The 16,712-nt window shown below is 72.7% G+C and carries 14 protein-coding genes; 5 read left to right on the top strand and 9 right to left on the bottom strand.

Annotated elements, in window-relative coordinates; genetic code table 11:
- Window positions 1–15: 15 nt before the first annotated feature.
- The 6 genes from OERS_RS06445 to OERS_RS06420 form a co-directional block, all read right to left on the bottom strand.
- Complete coding sequence (locus tag OERS_RS06445) at window positions 16–1,827, bottom strand: M16 family metallopeptidase (protein WP_211268443.1); 1,812 nt, start codon at window positions 1,825–1,827, stop codon at window positions 16–18.
- Between the two features lie 11 nt (window positions 1,828–1,838).
- Window positions 1,839–2,798 (bottom strand): hypothetical protein, encoded by a 960-nt coding sequence (locus tag OERS_RS06440; RefSeq protein ID WP_211268442.1) that lies wholly within the window; start codon window positions 2,796–2,798, stop codon window positions 1,839–1,841.
- 106 nt (window positions 2,799–2,904) lie between these two features.
- The gene (locus OERS_RS06435; RefSeq protein ID WP_068625177.1) at window positions 2,905–4,047 is read right to left on the bottom strand and encodes an Rv2578c family radical SAM protein; all 1,143 of its coding nucleotides are present in this window, start codon (window positions 4,045–4,047) and stop codon (window positions 2,905–2,907) included.
- Window positions 4,048–4,109: 62 nt separating this feature from the next.
- The gene (locus OERS_RS06430; protein ID WP_068625176.1) at window positions 4,110–4,343 is read right to left on the bottom strand and encodes an NADPH-dependent FMN reductase family protein; all 234 of its coding nucleotides are present in this window, start codon (window positions 4,341–4,343) and stop codon (window positions 4,110–4,112) included.
- Between the two features lie 78 nt (window positions 4,344–4,421).
- Window positions 4,422–5,819: a histidine--tRNA ligase gene (gene hisS / locus OERS_RS06425; RefSeq protein ID WP_068625175.1), complete on the bottom strand. Its 1,398-nt coding sequence runs from the start codon at window positions 5,817–5,819 to the stop codon at window positions 4,422–4,424.
- A 44-nt stretch (window positions 5,820–5,863) separates the two neighbouring features.
- Complete coding sequence (locus OERS_RS06420) at window positions 5,864–6,694, bottom strand: MBL fold metallo-hydrolase (RefSeq protein ID WP_068625174.1); 831 nt, start codon at window positions 6,692–6,694, stop codon at window positions 5,864–5,866.
- Window positions 6,695–6,883: 189 nt separating this feature from the next.
- On the opposite strand from OERS_RS06420, the gene OERS_RS06415 reads away from it, so the two are divergent.
- The 5 genes from OERS_RS06415 to OERS_RS06395 all read left to right on the top strand — a co-directional run bounded on the left by OERS_RS06415 (window position 6,884) and on the right by OERS_RS06395 (window position 12,445).
- The gene (locus OERS_RS06415; RefSeq protein WP_056652081.1) at window positions 6,884–7,600 is read left to right on the top strand and encodes a peptidylprolyl isomerase; all 717 of its coding nucleotides are present in this window, start codon (window positions 6,884–6,886) and stop codon (window positions 7,598–7,600) included.
- Window positions 7,597–9,354 carry a DUF349 domain-containing protein gene (locus OERS_RS06410; protein WP_068625173.1) on the top strand — a complete coding sequence of 586 codons (1,758 nt, stop codon included), beginning with the start codon at window positions 7,597–7,599 and terminating at the stop codon, window positions 9,352–9,354. Before OERS_RS06415 ends, OERS_RS06410 begins: the two co-directional genes overlap by 4 nt.
- Before the next feature lie 105 nt (window positions 9,355–9,459).
- Window positions 9,460–10,146 (top strand): hypothetical protein, encoded by a 687-nt coding sequence (locus OERS_RS06405; protein ID WP_068625172.1) that lies wholly within the window; start codon window positions 9,460–9,462, stop codon window positions 10,144–10,146.
- Between the two features lie 4 nt (window positions 10,147–10,150).
- A complete protein-coding gene (gene ligD, locus OERS_RS06400) occupies window positions 10,151–11,251 on the top strand; it encodes a non-homologous end-joining DNA ligase (RefSeq protein WP_068625171.1) in 1,101 nt (366 codons plus the stop codon).
- Between the two features lie 237 nt (window positions 11,252–11,488).
- The gene (locus OERS_RS06395; RefSeq protein WP_211268441.1) at window positions 11,489–12,445 is read left to right on the top strand and encodes a protein kinase family protein; all 957 of its coding nucleotides are present in this window, start codon (window positions 11,489–11,491) and stop codon (window positions 12,443–12,445) included.
- A 95-nt stretch (window positions 12,446–12,540) separates the two neighbouring features.
- Here OERS_RS06395 and OERS_RS06390 read toward each other — a convergent pair whose 3' ends face one another.
- The 3 genes from OERS_RS06390 to OERS_RS06380 all read right to left on the bottom strand — a co-directional run bounded on the left by OERS_RS06390 (window position 12,541) and on the right by OERS_RS06380 (window position 16,711).
- A complete protein-coding gene (locus OERS_RS06390; RefSeq protein ID WP_068625170.1) occupies window positions 12,541–13,647 on the bottom strand; it encodes an ATP-dependent DNA ligase in 1,107 nt (368 codons plus the stop codon).
- A gap of 119 nt (window positions 13,648–13,766) precedes the next feature.
- Window positions 13,767–16,082, bottom strand: coding sequence for a RelA/SpoT family protein (locus tag OERS_RS06385; RefSeq protein WP_068625169.1), 2,316 nt, complete (start codon window positions 16,080–16,082; stop codon window positions 13,767–13,769).
- A 56-nt stretch (window positions 16,083–16,138) separates the two neighbouring features.
- Entirely contained in the window at window positions 16,139–16,711 is a 573-nt protein-coding gene (locus tag OERS_RS06380) for an adenine phosphoribosyltransferase (RefSeq protein WP_056652098.1), read from the bottom strand.
- Window position 16,712 lies beyond the last annotated feature (1 nt).

Raw genomic sequence — 16,712 nt, 5'->3', positions numbered from 1 at the left:
CTCGGAGCGGCCTCTTCACCTCCGTGCCGCACCCACCTCACGCCGCCTTCTCACGGCGAGCCACCACGCGATCCCCACGCTTCCCTGCACGATGCCCCAGACCAGGAGCAGGACGACCAGGGCGCTCCCGACGAACTCGGTCTGCAGGGTGACGACCACCCCGAGCGCGAGCACGACGAGGAACACCTGACGCAGCAGGTTCACGCTCAGGTCGAGGTGCCGGTCGATCCACCCGCCGATCCCAGCGCGTGCACCCACGTCCTGCGTGGGCGGGCGCGGCTGGGGAATCTCCTGCGGGTCACGGGCGGGGAGTCTGGCGACCAGGTGCTCGGGCACGCGGGCGTCAACGCCCTGCTCGATCGAGGGGCCGTTCAGGCCGACGTGCAGGGTGGGCTCGATCGCGACGGCGAAGCCGTCGGCCCCGATCAGATGGCGGGCCCCGTCGGGTCTCGCCGACAGGAGCTGGCAATCCTCGAAGAGGACCGTCGCCGCACCGTCCGGGGTCGTCAGGCTGACTCCCGCCAACCCGATCACGAGGGCGACGTCCGGGTTGTCGACGCGCGGGTAGCGGATCCCCTCGACAGCGGCCGCCGACCACTGCGGCGCGACGGCCAGGCCCGCCCACTCGGCCCCGGCCCGTCCCGGCACCTGGAGCAGAGCCCCCGCCCAGACGTCCTCCGCAACCCGGCGCAGGTCCTCGACCGTGACGGCCTCGAGCTCGGCCCGAGACGTCTCCGGAGTCTTCACCGGGTGTTCGAGCAGGACGTCGAGCGCGTACGTCGGCAGCAGGTCAGCCGCAAGATCCGGCGAGTCGAGCCACTTGAGCAGCGGCACCCGCACGGCGTCGAGCTCGGCCTGCTCGATCACCCCGAGCCGGAGCCGGGCAAGGGTGTCGATCATGCCGCCGACGACTGCGCCCTGCTGCTGGGGCAACGCGTCGGCGTACAACGTGAACGTGGCGTGCGTGGCGTCTCGCCGGGAGTAGTCGCCGTCCGCGGTGTACGAGTACCCGCCCACCTCTCGCAGGTCGCGGAAGAGTGCGCGCGCAGCGACCTGCGCCAGCACGATCGCGGCCGCCGACCGCTCCACGACGGCGTCCAGCACGACGTGCCCGTCCTCCCCCTGGAAGAACGCCGGAGTCTGCGGCAGCGCGCTGCTCGCCGTGGGTGCCGGGATCCGCGCGCCGGAGGGCAGCGACAGGTCCAGCCCCTCAGGAAGCGCGTCGCCCGTGACGAACAGCACGGCGTTGTCCCGCGTGAACCGCTCCCCGGCCCAGGCTCGCACGTCGTCGGCGCCGAGCCGGCGGGTGCCCAGCTCGTCGTACCCGGCCAGTCCGTAGGTCTGAGCGCCGTAGCGCCATTGACGCATGGGGCGGAAGGGCCCGCCCGCCCGGCGCTGCGCCTCGGTCCGCAGGATCTGCTTCTCGACGTCCATCCGGCTCGTCGGAAGGTCGGTGAGCGCCGCGCACACGCCGTTGAGATAGGCCACGACCTCCTCGTCGGTCCCGTGCACGTGGAACAGGGTGTACCCCTCGGCCGTCACGCCGTTGTGGTGCCCCTCCGCGAGCTGGCGGCCGTGCAGCGCCAGGTGCTCCACGAGATGGGTGATCCCGGCGGTCGCGAGCGTCTCGTCCGCGCTCCCCACCCGGAAGAACAGGCCGGCGGTGCGCTGCCCGTCCTGCTCGATCGCACGCGCCGCGAACAGCACCGGGATGCCGTCGACCGTCGAGGAGCTGACCATGTGCGCCACGGAGGCGAGCGCGGCGAGGCCGCCCGCGACGACCTCTTCCTGCGTGCCCTGCGCGGCGATGTCGATCTGTGCGGACATGTCGATCCCTCTCAGCCCGCGGCCAGCGCGGCGTCACGGAAGTAGCTGAAGTACGTGACGGGGTCGTCGACGTAGTCCCACGGTGCGCCTGAGGCGCGGTTGCCGATCACCCGGAGGTGCGCCGCGGCATCCTCCGCGTGGTCCCCGAGCAGGAAGGCCAGGGCGAACGCGTTGTGCGCCCCGACCGAGTGGAAGTCCTCCCGGTGCTCGGGATGCCGCACGGACCGCGCAGCCGCCCGGCGGAGGTCGTCACGGACGGCAGCGCTCGCCATGTACCTCTCCTTCTCGGGCGGGTCCAGCTCGAGCCAGTGCTCGATGTGCGCGAGCGCCACGACCGCCCCGTTCGGCGCGCCGGCGGGGGCAGACTCCGCGCACTCGGTCGCGAACCCGTGCGCGTCCTCCCAGCTCCCGCTCCACTTGGGGCACAGCTGCTGGAGCAGCGCCTTCTGCGCGACGTAGCTGTGCGGGTCGAGCGACGCCAAGCGTCCGTAGCGACGGCGGGCCTCGGAGTGCCCGAGCTCGAGCCCCCGGGCCGTCGTCAGACGCACGTCCCACGCGAGGACGAAGGTCGGGTGCTCCGCGCAGACCTCGAGGAGGATCTGCTCGGCTCTGCGCAGCCAGTCGTGGAACTGCGCGAACTGTTCGCGAGACACGTGCTCGGCGCGGTACCGGCTACGGATCCCCCACCCGATGTGGACGTATCGCTCGGCGAGGAGGGTCCGCAGCAACGGGTCGCGGGGGTCGTCCTCCAAGGCCCGCTCCAGCAGTCCCTCGACCCCCTCGACGTCGGAGAGGTACCTCAGGGCGAAGTCCCGGTCCACCGGGCTCAGCTCCTCCAGGAGGGCGGCGACCGCGGCCCAGTCTTCTGTGGCTGCCACGGCCTGCATCGAGGCGATCTCGGGATGGGTCTCTTCGGTCGTGAACAACGGGGGCACGGGCGGCGGTGCCGCGCTCGGGCGCTTCCTGGGCATGCGGGGATCCTCGGCCGATCACAAGGGCACCGGCGAGGCATCGGCATCCGCGCCATGGTGTGACTGGCGGCAAGATAGCAGGTTTTGCCCGATTCGCGCGGGGAACCTAGAAGAGCAGCTGCTCGGCGCTCGCGGCCGCGCTCGTGCCCGTGCGTCCTGGCGGCCTGCCGCTGTCCCGGTGCTGCGTCACCAGACTCCCGACCGGGTAGTCGCCCTCGTCGGGCCGCGCTCTGTCGCCGGGGGTCTCGGGGTGCCAGGCGGTCCGGGCGTGGCCGGACGTGCGCGCCTGGGCGCGGTGCCCTGCGCTCGCGAACCCGCGCTCGACGAGCAGGGGTCGCACCCGGTCCCACAGCCAGTCCCGGTACGCGCGGCTCGCGTACGACCCGCCCGCGTAGATGCGTTCGTACCCCGCTACCCGCTCGGGGTGGTCGCGGCGCAGCCAGGCCATGAACCACTCGCGGGTGCCGGGCTTGAGGAACAGCGGGAGGACCGTGGCGCCGGTCGCGCCGGCCTCGTGGACCGCGTCGAGCAGGCGCGTGAGGTGGTCGGTCGAGTCGGTGAGCCACGGCAGGACCGGGGCGATCATGACCCCGCACGGCAGCCCGGCACCCCGGGCGGCGCGGATCAGGTCGAGGCGGGCGCGCGGCGTGGGCGTCCCGGGCTCGACGGCCTGCTGGAGGTCCTCGTCGACGAAGGCCAAGGAGACCCCGATGCCCACGTCCACGCTCTGCGCCGCCTGCGTAAGGCGCGGGAGGTCTCGGCGCAGGAGCGTGCCCTTGGTGAGGATCGAGAACGGCGTGCGCGCGGCCTCGAGGGCGTCGATGATCCCGGGCATGAGCCGGTAGCGTCCCTCGGCGCGCTGGTAGGGGTCGGTGTTGGTGCCGAGCGCGACTGCGTCGCCCGCCCAGGACGGCTTGGCGAGCTCGGCCCGCAGCACCTCGGCGACGTTCATCTTCACGACGATCTGGCTGTCGAAGTCCTCGCCGGGGTTCATGTCGAGGTAGCGGTGCGAGGGGCGGGCAAAGCAGTAGGAGCACGCATGGGAGCATCCGCGGTACGGGTTGATCGTCCAGGTGAACGGCATGCGGGATTCCCCCGGCACCTTGGACAGCGCGCTCTTGGCGAGCACCTCGTGGAACGTGACCCCGGCGAACTCCGGGGTGTGCACGGTCCGCACGAGCCCCGCCATGCGGCCGAGCCCGGGCAGCGCGCCGTCGTCCGCCGTGATCGCCTGCCCGTCCCACCTCATCGCACCATTCGAACACATGTTCGATGCTGTTGTCGATGCGGTCCCGATCCGCCTCGGACGACTCAGCCGATCCCCGCCGCCCGCACCCAGCGGTCGATCTCCGGCCCGGCGTCGGCGACACGCTCCCCGCGCACCGCGAGCCCCTCGCCCACGACCGCGTCGGGAGCGAGGGTCGCGTAGACCTCGGGCGCCCGGCCGAGGCCGCTCATGGCGTGCGTCGTGACGGGCAGGATCGTCGTGCCCGCGAGCGAGACGCCGTCGAGGAAGCGGGAAGTGCGCGAAATGCCGCTGAGCATCGATACGCGCAAGGCCCGGCAGGGAACCCCTGCCGGGCCTCACGCGCGCCCACCCGGGTCAGCACCCAGGCAGCGGGCTCACTCCCCCGCGGGCACCACCCGCGGCCACAGGTCTTCCTCGGCCGGGGCCCACACCGCCGGGTCAGCGGCGACCTGCTCGCCCGAGCGGATGTCCTTGACCTGGTGCGGCACGACCTCGCCGTCCGCGCCGATCCCCGCGGGGAACCACACGAACGGGATGCCGCGCCGGTCGGCGAACTTGATCTGCTTGCCGAACTTGGCCGCGCTCGGCGCGACCTCGACCGGGATGCCCCGCGAACGCAGCGCCACCGCGACCGCGTCCGACGCGGGACGCGTCTCCTCGCTCGTGACCGCGACCACGACCGCGCTCGGCACCGAGCGCGTCGAGCGGACCAGGCCCGCGCTCAGCAGGCGCGAGACCAGGCGCGAGACGCCGATCGACAACCCCACCCCCGGGTAGGTGTTCGCACCGTCCGAGGCCAGGGTGTCGTAGCGCCCGCCCGAGCAGATCGACCCGAGCTGCTCGTGCCCCACCAGCACCGTCTCGTAGACCGAGCCCGTGTAGTAGTCCAGGCCGCGCGCGATCTTGAGGTCGGCGACCACGACCCCCGGCGCCCGCACGGCCGCCGCGTCGATCAGCGCCGACAGCTCGCGCAGGCCCTCCTCGAGCAGCTCCGAGGTCACGCCGTGGCCGACCGCGAGCGCCCGCACCCGCTCCGCGACGCTCGCGTCCGAGCCGGAGATCGCCGCGAGCGCCAGGCACGCAGCCGCCTGCTCGGGCGTCGCGCCCGTCTCGGCGACCAGCAGCGCCCCGACCTTGTCCGGGCCGATCTTGTCGAGCTTGTCGATGCTGCGCAGCACGCCCTCGACGTCGTCCAGGCCCAGCCCGCGGTAGAAGCCCTCGGCGACCTTGCGGTTGTTCACCAGGATGCGGACCTCGGGCACACCGATCGCGCGCAGCTCGCCCAGCGCCTCGGCCATGACCAGCGGCAGCTCGACCTCGAAGTGGTAGGGCAGCTCGCCCGCACCCACGACGTCGATGTCCGCCTGCACGAACTCACGGAAGCGCCCGTCCTGGGGACGCTCGCCGCGCCACACCTTCTGGATCTGGTGACGCTTGAACGGGAACGCCAGGTGACCGGCGTTCTCCAGCACGTAGCGCGCGAACGGCACCGTCAGGTCGAAGTGCAGGCCGAGCTGCTTGTCGGCCTTGCCCGACCGCTCGTCCGCGGCCCCCTCCGCCGCCTCCTCCTGGAGCCGGCGCAGCACGTACACCTCCTTGGAGGTCTCGCCCTTGCGCAGCAGCTGGTCCAGGGGCTCGACGGCTCGCGTCTCGATCCCCGCGAAACCATGGAGCTCGAACGTGCGACGCAGCGTGTCGAGCACGTGCTGCTCCACGACGCGTCCAGCAGGGAGCCATTCGGGGAAACCGGAGAGAGGTGTAGGTCGGGCCATGGGACCCGATCTTTCCAGACTCCCGGACCGGACGAGCAATCCGCTCACAGACCGCGCAGGTACGGGTTGGTCCGGCGCTCGCGGCCGATCGTGGTCAGCGGCCCGTGGCCCGGGACCACCTGGAGGGCGTCGTCGAGGCGCCCGACGACGTCGCGCAGGGTTCGCTGCATGGTCTCGCCGTCGCCGCCGGGCAGGTCGGTGCGCCCCACCGACCCTGCGAACAGGACGTCCCCCGCGAGCACGACCCCGGCCTGGGCGCCGCGGTCTGTGTCGTTCATTGTGTCGCCGTCGTTCGCCGTGCCACCGTCGCCGCGCGGGTCGGGTCCCAGCGCGACGGGCAGGTAGAGCGTCGAGCCCTGGGTGTGCCCCGGAGCGTGCAGGGCGTCGACCAGGACGCCGTCGAGGTCGAGCCGTTCGCGGGCCCCGGCCCCCGGCTCGCCGGCCGTACCGAAGGTGCGCACGTCGCCCGGAGCCCGGTAGTCCTCGACCCGTGCCCCGCCCGCGGCGAGCGCCGCGGCCAGGGGGCCGGGCACGACCCGGCCGTCGGGCCCCGCGGGCGGGGCGCTCTCGATCGTGCCCAGAGGGTCGGCGAGCCGGTAGGCATCTGCCGCGTGGATCCAGAACGGGACGCCGTAGAGCGCGCACAGCTCCGCCGCGTCCCAGGTGTGGTCGGCGTGCCCGTGCGTGGCCAGGACCGCGCGAGGCGCGAGCCCCTGCTCGCGCACGAGCTCCACGACGCCCGGGACGACCCCGGCTCCTGCGTCGACGATCACGCAGGGGCGCGCGACGTCGTCGGGCAGCGTTCCCTCGGGGCCCGGCACGACGAGCGTGCAGTTGGTGCCGAACACGGGGGCCACCACGAGGAAGAGGTCCATGGGACGACAGTAACGACCCACGCAAAGAGGGCACCTGATACCGGACCGTGACCTGAAAGGCGGCACGACACGGCGCCAGAACGCTCCCGATGCCTAGACTGTCCTCTGAAACCGTGGATCACCCGTGCACAGAACGCGCCCTCGCGCCCGCACGCGGAGCGGCCCGTGACGTGAGACGAAGGAGTTGGGGTGACGACGAGCAAGCGCGAACGCGAGCGTGCCCGCCGCCGCGAGGAGAAGTGGACCCAGCGTCAGGCGCAGGCTCGCGCCCGCAAGCAGCGGACGTGGACCATCGTCGGCGCGGTCGCCGCGCTCGCCGTCGTGGGTGGTGTCGTCGTGCTGGCACTCTCCGCGAACTCGGACGCCGTCGCGACCGACAAGACCTTCACGCTCCCTCCCCCTTCCGCCGCAGAGGACCGCGAGTGGACGGGCGAGCTGCGCACCAGCGCGGGCGACATCGAGTTCACGCTCGACGGGCAGGCCGCTCCTCAGACCGTCGCGAGCTTCGTCTCGCTCGCCCAGGGCGAGTTCTTCGACGGCACGCAGTGCCACCGCCTGACGACCTCGGGGATCTTCGTCCTGCAGTGCGGCGACCCGACGGGCACCGGGACCGGGGGTCCGGGCTACTCGTTCGGGCCCGTCGAGAACACGCCCGAGGACGGGTTCTTCCCCGCAGGCACCATCGCCATGGCCCGTGCCCAGACCACGGACTCCCACGGCAGCCAGTTCTTCCTCGTCTACGAGGACACCACCTTGCCGACCGACACCGGTGGGTACACAGTTTTCGGCAAGATCACATCCGGCTTGGACGTCGTCCGAGCAGTCGCTGACGCGGGGACAGCGGACGGGGCCCCTGACGGCTCCCCCGCGACCCCGGTCACCATCGAAGGAGTTGAGACCCAGTGAGCGAGAGCACCGAGAACCACGCGAACTCTCCGGCGCAGGCATCCGAGGAGGCCACCGCAACGGAGCAGGTCGAGGTGCCGGCGGTCGCTGAACCGGCCGAGGGCGCCGAGGCACCCGCCGCCACGGAGACCGTCGAGACCGACGCGCCCGTGGCAGCAGCCGACGAGGCCCCCTCCGTCGAGGAAGCCGCGCCCGTCGCGGACGAGGCTCCTTCCGAGGCCACGGCCGACACCGACGCTGAGGTCACCGACGCCGCACCTGCAGCGGACGAGACGGACGCCGCACCGGCCCCCGTCGCCGAGGCCGAGGCCGAGCAGGCTCCCGCGGCCGACGCCCCTGAGGCGGCGCCGGCCCCCAAGCCCAGCCCCGCGCCCAAGCCGAGCGCCGTCCCGGTGCCCCGGCCCCCGCGCCCGGGTGCCCCGGCTGCTGCGACCCCTGCCGCCGCGTCGATCGCCCCGGCCGCGGCCGCGGCGGTCATCCCTGACGACAGCGCCGCCGCGAAGGCCGCGGCCGGGTTCGGCCGCGTCGACGAGGAGGGCACGGTCTACGTGACCGAGGCCGCGGGCGAGCGCAGCGTCGGGCAGTTCCCCGGGGTCACCCCCGAGGAGGCGCTCGCTCTCTACGTGCGTCGCTACCTGGACCTGCAGGCCAAGGTCGCGCTCTTCGAGGCCCGGCTGACCGGTACGGACCTGTCCGTCAAGGAGATCGACTCGACCCTCGCCAAGCTCGGCGAGGAGACCGCCGAGCCCTCGGCCGTCGGCGACCTGGACGGCCTGCGCGCGCACGTGGAGTCGCTGCGCACGGTCGCGGCTGCGCGCCGCGCCGAGCTCGAGGCCGAGCGCAACGCTGCCAAGGAGGCGGCGCTCGCCGCCCGCACCGAGATCATCGAGGCAGCCGAGAAGATCGCCTCCACGGACCCGGCGCGCATCCAGTGGCGTCCCGCGGGCGAGGAGCTGCGCAAGCTGCTCGACCAGTGGAAGGACGCCCAGCGCAACGGGCCGAGGATCGACCGCGCCAGCGAGGAGGCGCTCTGGAAGCGCTTCAGCCACGCCCGCACGGCCTTCGACCGCGAGCGTCGGCACTACTTCGCCGAGCTCGAGCAGCGCAACTCCTCCGCGAAGGAGGTCAAGGAGAAGCTCGTGCAGCGGGCCGAGGCCCTGCAGAACAGCACGGACTGGGGCGCCACGGCCGGCGCTTTCCGCGACCTCATGACCGAGTGGAAGGCCGCCGGGCGCGCCAACCGCCGCGACGACGACGCCCTGTGGGCCCGCTTCCGTGCGGCGCAGGACGCGTTCTTCGAGGCCCGGGACGCGCTCAACGCGGCCACGGACGCCGAGTACGCGGAGAACCTGGTCGTCAAGGAGGCCCTGCTGGAGCAGGCCGAGAAGCTCGTCCCCGTGACGGACCTCGCGCAGGCCAAGACGGCCCTGCGGGACATCCAGGAGAAGTGGGAGGACGCCGGCAAGGTTCCTCGCGCCGACATCCAGCGCGTCGAGGCCCGCCTGCGCGCGGTCGAGACCGCGGTCCGCGACGCCGAGCAGTCCCAGTGGTCGCGCTCCAACCCTGAGACGCGTGCGCGCGCCGAGGGCGCGGCCGCCCAGCTCGAGTCCGCGATCGCGGGCCTCGAGGAGGACCTCGCCGCTGCGACGGCCAAGGGCGACAAGCGCAAGATCGCCGAGATCGAGTCCTCGATCACGGCTCGCCGCGCCTGGCTCGAGCAGGTCGTGAAGGCCGCCGAGGACTCCCGCGGCTGATCCTGCACCACCCGAGGGGCCCCGTCGGGCCTGTGGACGACGAGAGTTTCCACAGGCCCGACCGGGCCCCTCGCGCATGTCCGGACGGGGCGCCAGGCTGGCCCCATGTCCACCGGCAACGCTCCCCGCGCCCTCGCGCCCCTCCCACCGGGCACCGCAGCTGCGGGACCGCACCACCCGGCGGACGTCGCCATGGCCGTCCGTGTGCCGCCCGCGCCCGAGCTCGTGCGGCCGGCGCACGTCGGCGGCGCCGTCGCGTTCGCGGACCTGGTCCGCTCGGGGGCGTTGGTGCGCGTCCGGGGAGACGTCGCCGTCCGCCCGACGACGCCGCTCACCCCCGCGGTCCGTGCGGCCTCCCTGGCTCACCTCGTGCCCGAGCGCACCGTGGTCGGCGGCCTGAGCGCCGCGTGGGTGCACGGCGGGACGCCTGCTCCCTCGACGGTCGAGGTGATCCACCCGCTCGGCGTCCACCGCCCGCCGCCGCTGCCCGGGCGCGCCCCGCGGCAGAGCGCCCTCCTGCGCACCGAGGTCGCGCTGATCGGGGGCGTCCTGGTGACGACGATCGAGCGCACGGCCCTGGACCTCGCGTGCCTGCACGACCCGCAGGCCAGCAGCCCTGTCCTGCTCGCGCTCGTGGCACGGTGCGAGCTCGACCTCGACGCGGTCCGGGACTCGCTCGACCTGCGGTCTCGGCGCACCGGCGCGCCCAGGGCCCGACGGGTCCTGGACGCGCTCGCCGGACGGCTGCGGGCCGCGCCCGCAGGCGGCGAGCCCGGCCCCCGTCTACCGTGAACAGATGCCTCGTTCCACGACCCCGGCGGTCGAGCTCGACGTCGACGGACGCACCGTGCGCGTCACGAGCCCGGACCGTGTCGTCTTCCCGGGCCGCGGGCTCACCAAGCTCGACGTCGTCACGTACTTCCAGACGGTCGGTCCGGGGATCCTCGCGGCGCTGCGCGAACGGCCCACGACGCTCGAGCGCTGGCCCAAGGGCATGTTCGAGGGGGCCAGGCTCAGCACGCGCACCGACAGCACCGGCGACGCGTTCTTCCAGAAGCGGCTGCCCCAGGGTGCCCCGGACTACGTCGAGACCGCCCGGATCGCGTTCCCCAGCGGCCGCACCGCCGACGAGGTGCGGCCCACCGAGCTCGCGGTGGTGCTCTGGGCCGCGAACCTCGGCACCCTCACGTTCCACCCGTGGCCGGTCACAGGGGCCGACGTCGAGGCTCCCGACCAGCTCCGCATCGACCTGGACCCCCAGCCCGGGACCGACTACTCGGACGCGGCCCGGGTGGCGCCGCACCTGCGCGAGGTACTCACCGAGCTGGGGCTCGAGGGGTTCCCCAAGACGTCAGGCGGGCGCGGTCTGCACGTGTTCGTCCCCATCACGCCGAGCTGGGGCTTCGTCGAGGCACGCCGGGCGACCATCGCGATCGGGCGCGAGCTCGAGCGCCGCCTGCCGGACCAGGTCACCACGAAGTGGTGGAAGGAGGAGCGGGGCGAGAAGATCTTCGTCGACTACAACCAGATGGCCCGCGACCGCACGATCGCCTCGGCCTACTCGATCCGTGCCAACGCCCGCGCCACGGTCTCGGCCCCGCTGCACTGGGAGGAGGTGCCCGACGTCGGGCCCGACGACTTCGACGTCCTGACCATGCCGGCGCGCTTCGCCGAGGTCGGCGACCTGCATGCACGCCTCGACGCCACGAGCCCCGGCGAGCGGTACTCGCTCGAGGCAGCGCTCGAGCTCGCGGCGCGCGACGAGCGCGACCACGGGCTCGGCGACCTGCCCTACCCTCCCGAGCACCCCAAGATGGCGGGCGAGCCCAAGCGGGTCCAGCCCAGCAAGGACGCCTCGCGGCACGAGGAGCACGAGGAGCACGAGGAGAAGGCTTGACCGCTCTCCGCGTGCCTCGACCGCTCGTGCACGTCTCTTCGGGGCCCGGGCCGCCGGTCCAGCGCCTGGCCCCAGAGTTCACTGCCCAGCTGCGGGCACAATGGCGTGATGCTCAGCACCCGTCGTGCCCGTCACGACCTCGCGTCAACCTCGCTCGCCGCCCGCGACGACGACGAGCTGTCCGCGTTCCTCCGTGATGCACCGACCAGCGGGGTGGGGGTCGGCGGTGGCACCTGCGTGCTCGACGTCGACGGCATCACGGTGTTCGCCAAGCGAGTCCCGATCACCGACCGTGAACTGGCGCATCCGCACAGCACAACGAACCTGTTCGACCTGCCGACCTTCTGTCAGTACGGCATGCACCGACTCGCCGGCCCGGGCTTCGGCGCGTGGCGCGAGCTGGCCGCGAACGTCACCGTCACCGAAGGTGTCCTCGGCGGCGAGTCGGAGTCCTTCGCCCTGCTGCACCACTGGCGGGTGCTCCCGGGACGCCCACCGGTCGCGCCCGAGCATCAGGACATCGAGGCGGTCGTCGCCCAGTTCGGAGGCGACCCGGCAGTCCGGACCCGCTTCGAGGAGCTGGCCGACGCGACCTCCAGCCTCGTGCTCTTTCTCGAGCACCTCCCCGACCGGCTGGTCGAGAGGCTGGAGAACCCGGCGGAGAGCGTCGAGACGTTCGAGCGGCAGCTCTTCGAGGCCGTCGCGTTCCTGCGTCGCAGGGAGGTGCTGCACTTGGACGGACACTTCGGCAACCTGCGGGCCGACGACGACCAGATCTACCTCGTCGACCTCGGGCTGGCCACCTCGCCTCGTTTCGACCTGTCGGACGCCGAGCGTGACTTCGTCGCGGACCACGTCGACCACGATGCCGACTATGCGGCGATGCGACTGGTCAACTGGCTGGTCACCACGGTGTGCGATGTGCCGTTGCCGGCCAGCGGCGGCCTTGCTGCACGCAACGCCACCGTGCGTCGGTGCGCGAGCGGCGACATCCCGCCGGAGGTGCCGGTGGCAGTGGCGCGCGTCCTGGCCCGGCACGCTCCCACGGCGGCCCGGATGAACGACTTCTGCTGGCGACTGTTCGACGGCGACCTGCAGGCGCGGTATCCCGGGGCAGTCCCGACCCGGTCCGGCCCAGCGCGCACTCCTTCCCCGTCCCTACCAAGCCCCCAGCCGCTCGGTGGACAGGAGTGACCCTCGCCGATGCCTGCGCAGTCGGTCCTTGCGTCGTTCCGGTTCCGTGACCACCGAGCCCGGGTGCATCAGCCGGCGACGGCGACGGCGTCCGCTCACGCTGCCCCCGGCGCCCCCGGAAGCAGCTCGTCGAGCCGGTAGCTCACGGGCTCCTCGAGCTGCTCGTACGTGCACGAGCCGGGCTCCCGGTCCGTGCGCCAGCGCCGGAGCTGGACCGTGTGCCGGAACCGGGACCCCTCCATGTGGTCGTAGGCCACCTCGAGGACCTTCTCGACGCGCAGCGGCACGAACGACAGGTCCTTGGTGCCGCTCCACCGCGACTGCGCGCCGGGCATGCGTCCGGACCCTGGGCTCTCCCACCCCGCCCAGGGGTGCTCGGCGGCCTCGGGGCTCCCGGGGTCCAGCACGAGCGGCGCCAGCTCCGCCACGAGCTCGGCCCGACGCGCCATGGGGAACGACGCCGCCACCCCGACGAACTGCAGAGCTCCCGCGTCGTCGTACAGGCCCAGCAGCAGCGAGCCCACGAGCGGGTCCTCGGGGGTCGAGGTCTTGTGCAGCCGGTATCCCGCGAGCACCACGTCCGCCGTGCGCTCGTGCTTGACCTTGAGCATGACCCGCTTGTTGGGCTGGTAGGGCGCGGCGAGCGGCTTGGCGACGACGCCGTCGAGGCCCGCGCCCTCGAAGACCGCGAACCAGTCCTGGGCCACGGCACGGTCCGTCGTGCGGGGGGTCAGGTGCACGTGCGGGCCGTCGAGCCCCAGCCCCGCGAGGAGCTCCTGGCGCCGGCTCAGCGGCTCCTGCGTGACGTCGTCGTCCCCCAGCGCCAGCAGGTCGAACACCACGAGGCTCGCCGGCGTCTCGGCGGCCAGGCGGGCGACGCGCGAAGCCGCGGGGTGGATGCGCTGCTGGAGTGCCTCGAAGTCCAGCCTGCCGCCCTGGGCGAGCACGATCTCGCCGTCGACCACGCACCGCTCGGGCAACGCGTCGAGCACGGCCGCCACGACGTCCGGGAAGTAGCGCTCCATGGGCTTGGCGCTGCGGCTGTCGAGGCGGACCTCGTCGCCGTCACGGTAGACGATCGCGCGGAAGCCGTCCCACTTGGGCTCGAAGACGAGCCCGCCGTCGACCGCGGCGGGGTCCGGGACGCCCGAGACCGACTTGGCGAGCATGGGCAGCGTAGGCGGGAGCACGGGCAGGTCCATCCCCCGATGCTGCCACCGGGGGCACCGTGGCACACGTCGAGCGGGCCCCTCGCCCGGACGACGAACGCCCCACGTGCGCGACGTCGTCGGGCACGTGGGGCGTTCGGTAGTGCCCGGGGTCAGGCCGGCAGCTGAGGCTGCTCGGCCGCCTTGGAGCCCGTGATGCGGTAGACGTCGAACACCCCGTCGATCTTGCGGACCGCGGACAGGACCGTGGCCAGGTGCCCGGGCTCGGCCATCTCGAACACGAACCGGGACATCGCGACCCGGTCGTTCGAGGTGGAGACGGTCGCGGACAGGATGTTGACGTGGTGGTCCGACAGGACCCGGGTCACGTCCGAGAGCAGACGCGAGCGGTCCAGGGCCTCGACCTGGATCTGGACCAGGAACAGGGCATTGCTGCCCGTGGTCCAGTCGACCTCGACGATGCGCTCGGGCTGGTTGCGCAGCCCGACGACGTTGGCGCAGTCCGCGCGGTGGACGCTGACGCCCTGGCCGCGCGTGATGAAGCCGATGATCTCGTCGCCCGGCACCGGGGTGCAGCACTTGGCGAGCTTGACCCAGATGTCGTCCACGCCCTTGACGACCACGCCCGGGTCGCCCGTGCGGGGGCGGCGCGAGGTGTGCCCGGGGCGGGCGACCTCCGCGAGGTCCTCGGACGCGCCGTCCTCGCCGCCCATGGCGTGCACGAGCTTCTGCACGACGCTCGCGGCCGAGACCTGTCCCTCGCCGATCGCGGCGTAGAGCGCCGAGACGTCGGGGTAGCGCATCTCGTTGGCGAGCGCCACGAGCGACTCGTGGCTGAGCAGGCGCTGGATGGGCAGGTTCTGCTTGCGCATGGCCTTGGCGATCGCGGTCTTGCCGTGCTCGACGGCCTCCTCGCGGCGCTCCTTGGAGAACCACTGGCGGATCTTGTTGCGCGCGCGGGGGCTGTTGACGAACGCGAGCCAGTCGCGGCTGGGCCCGGCGGTCTCCGACTTGGACGTCAGGACGTCGACGACGTCGCCGTTCTCGAGCGTCGAGTCGAGCGGCACCAGGCGACCGTTGACCCGGGCCCCCATGGTGCGGTGCCCGACCTCGGTGTGCACGGCGTAGGAGAAGTCGACCGGGGTCGACCCCGCGGGCAGCGCGATGACGTCGCCCTTGGGCGTGAAGACGTAGACCTCCGCGCCGCCGATCTCGAAGCGCAGCGAGTCCAGGAACTCCGAGGGGTCCGCAGTCTCGCGCTGCCAGTCCACGAGCTGGCGCAGCCAGGCCATGTCGTTCTGCGCGGGCTCGGGAGCCCCGCTCGCCTTGGCGATCTCCTTGTACTTCCAGTGCGCCGCGACGCCGTACTCCGCGCGGCGGTGCATGTCGTGCGTACGGATCTGGATCTCGACGGGCTTGCCGCCGGGGCCGATCACCGTGGTGTGCAGCGACTGGTACATGTTGAACTTGGGCATCGCGATGTAGTCCTTGAACCGGCCCGGCACCGGGTTCCATCGCGCGTGCAGCGCACCGAGCGCCGCGTAGCAGTCGCGCACCGTGTCCACGAGGACGCGTGCGCCGACCAGGTCGTAGATCTCCGCGAAGTCGTGCCCGCGCACGATCATCTTCTGGTAGATCGAGTAGTAGTGCTTGGGGCGGCCGGTCACGGTCGCCTTGATCTTGGCGGTGCGCAGGTCCGCCGTGACCTGCTCGCGGACCACGGCGAGGTACTCCTCGCGGGCCGGGGCGCGCTCGGCGACCAGGTGGACGATCTCCTCGTACACCTTGGGGTAGAGGGTCGCGAACGACAGGTCCTCGAGCTCCCACTTGATGGTGTTCATGCCCAGGCGGTGGGCCAGGGGCGCGTAGATCTCGAGGGTCTCGCGCGCCTTGCGCTCGGCCGAGGAGGACGGCACGAACTTCCAGGTGCGGGCGTTGTGCAGGCGGTCGGCCAGCTTGATGACCAGCACGCGGATGTCGCGGGCCATGGCCACGACCATCTTGCGCACGGTCTCGGCCTGGGCCGCGTCGCCGTAGGTCACCTTGTCGAGCTTGGTGACGCCGTCGACGAGCATCGCGATCTCTTCGCCGTACTCCTCGGTGAGGCGCTCGAGCGAGTACTCGGTGTCCTCGACCGTGTCGTGGAGCAGCGCCGCGGCCAGCGTCGCGCCGTCGAAGCCGAGGTCTGCGAGGATCGTGGCGACCGCGACCGGGTGGGTGATATACGGGTCGCCGCTCTTGCGCATCTGGCCGCGGTGGGCCTTCTCCGCCGTCGCGTACGCCCGCTCGATCACCGAGAGGTCGGACTTGGGGTGGTTGGTACGTACCGCCTGCAGCACCGGTTCGAGGGCGGGCGTGCCGCCCTGGCTCCCCCGCACACCGAACCGCACGAGGCGCGAGCGTACGCGCGCCGCCGAGGACGGCCCGCTCTCACCGGACGATCGACCCGTCCGTGTCTCTTCGCTCATGCGTGCCTCCTCTCCCTGGTCGCCGGAGAATCTCGACGTCCGTCGGAGTGGCAATCCTACGACTCCACGCGCAGGAGCGTGTCGACCTGGTGGCCTGCGAGCCGCGCGCGCCCGCCGAGGCCGTCGAGCTCGAGGAGGAACGCGACCCCCGCGACGACGCCCCCGCAGCGCTCGACCAGCTCGACCCCCGCGGCGGCGGTGCCGCCCGTGGCCAGGACGTCGTCGACGATCAGGACGCGCGCGCCCTGCGGGAGGGTGCCCGTGCGCAGCTCGATCGACGCCGTGCCGTACTCGAGGTCGTAGGTCACGGTCTCGGTGGGCGGCGGGAGCTTGCCGGCCTTGCGCAGCGGCAGGAAGCCGACCCCGAGGCGTGTGGCGAGCGGTGCGCCGATCAGGAAGCCGCGGGCCTCGAGACCGGCGACGAGGTCGACGCCCCCCGCGGCGAATGCCGCGAGGGAGTCGACCACGTCGCCCAGCGCCCTGCCGTCGGCGAGCAGACCGGTGATGTCACGGAACGTGACGCCGGGCTGGGGGTAGTCCGGGACGTCGCGGATCAGTCCGAGGACCTCGGCCGCGCGCTCGGACCCCAGGCCCGTCAGTCCGACGGGCAGGATGCTGCTGGTGCTCATG

This window comes from Oerskovia enterophila, assembly GCF_001692445.1.
Lineage (GTDB): Bacteria > Actinomycetota > Actinomycetes > Actinomycetales > Cellulomonadaceae > Oerskovia > Oerskovia enterophila.
This window is presented reverse-complemented; position numbering and strand designations above follow the sequence as displayed.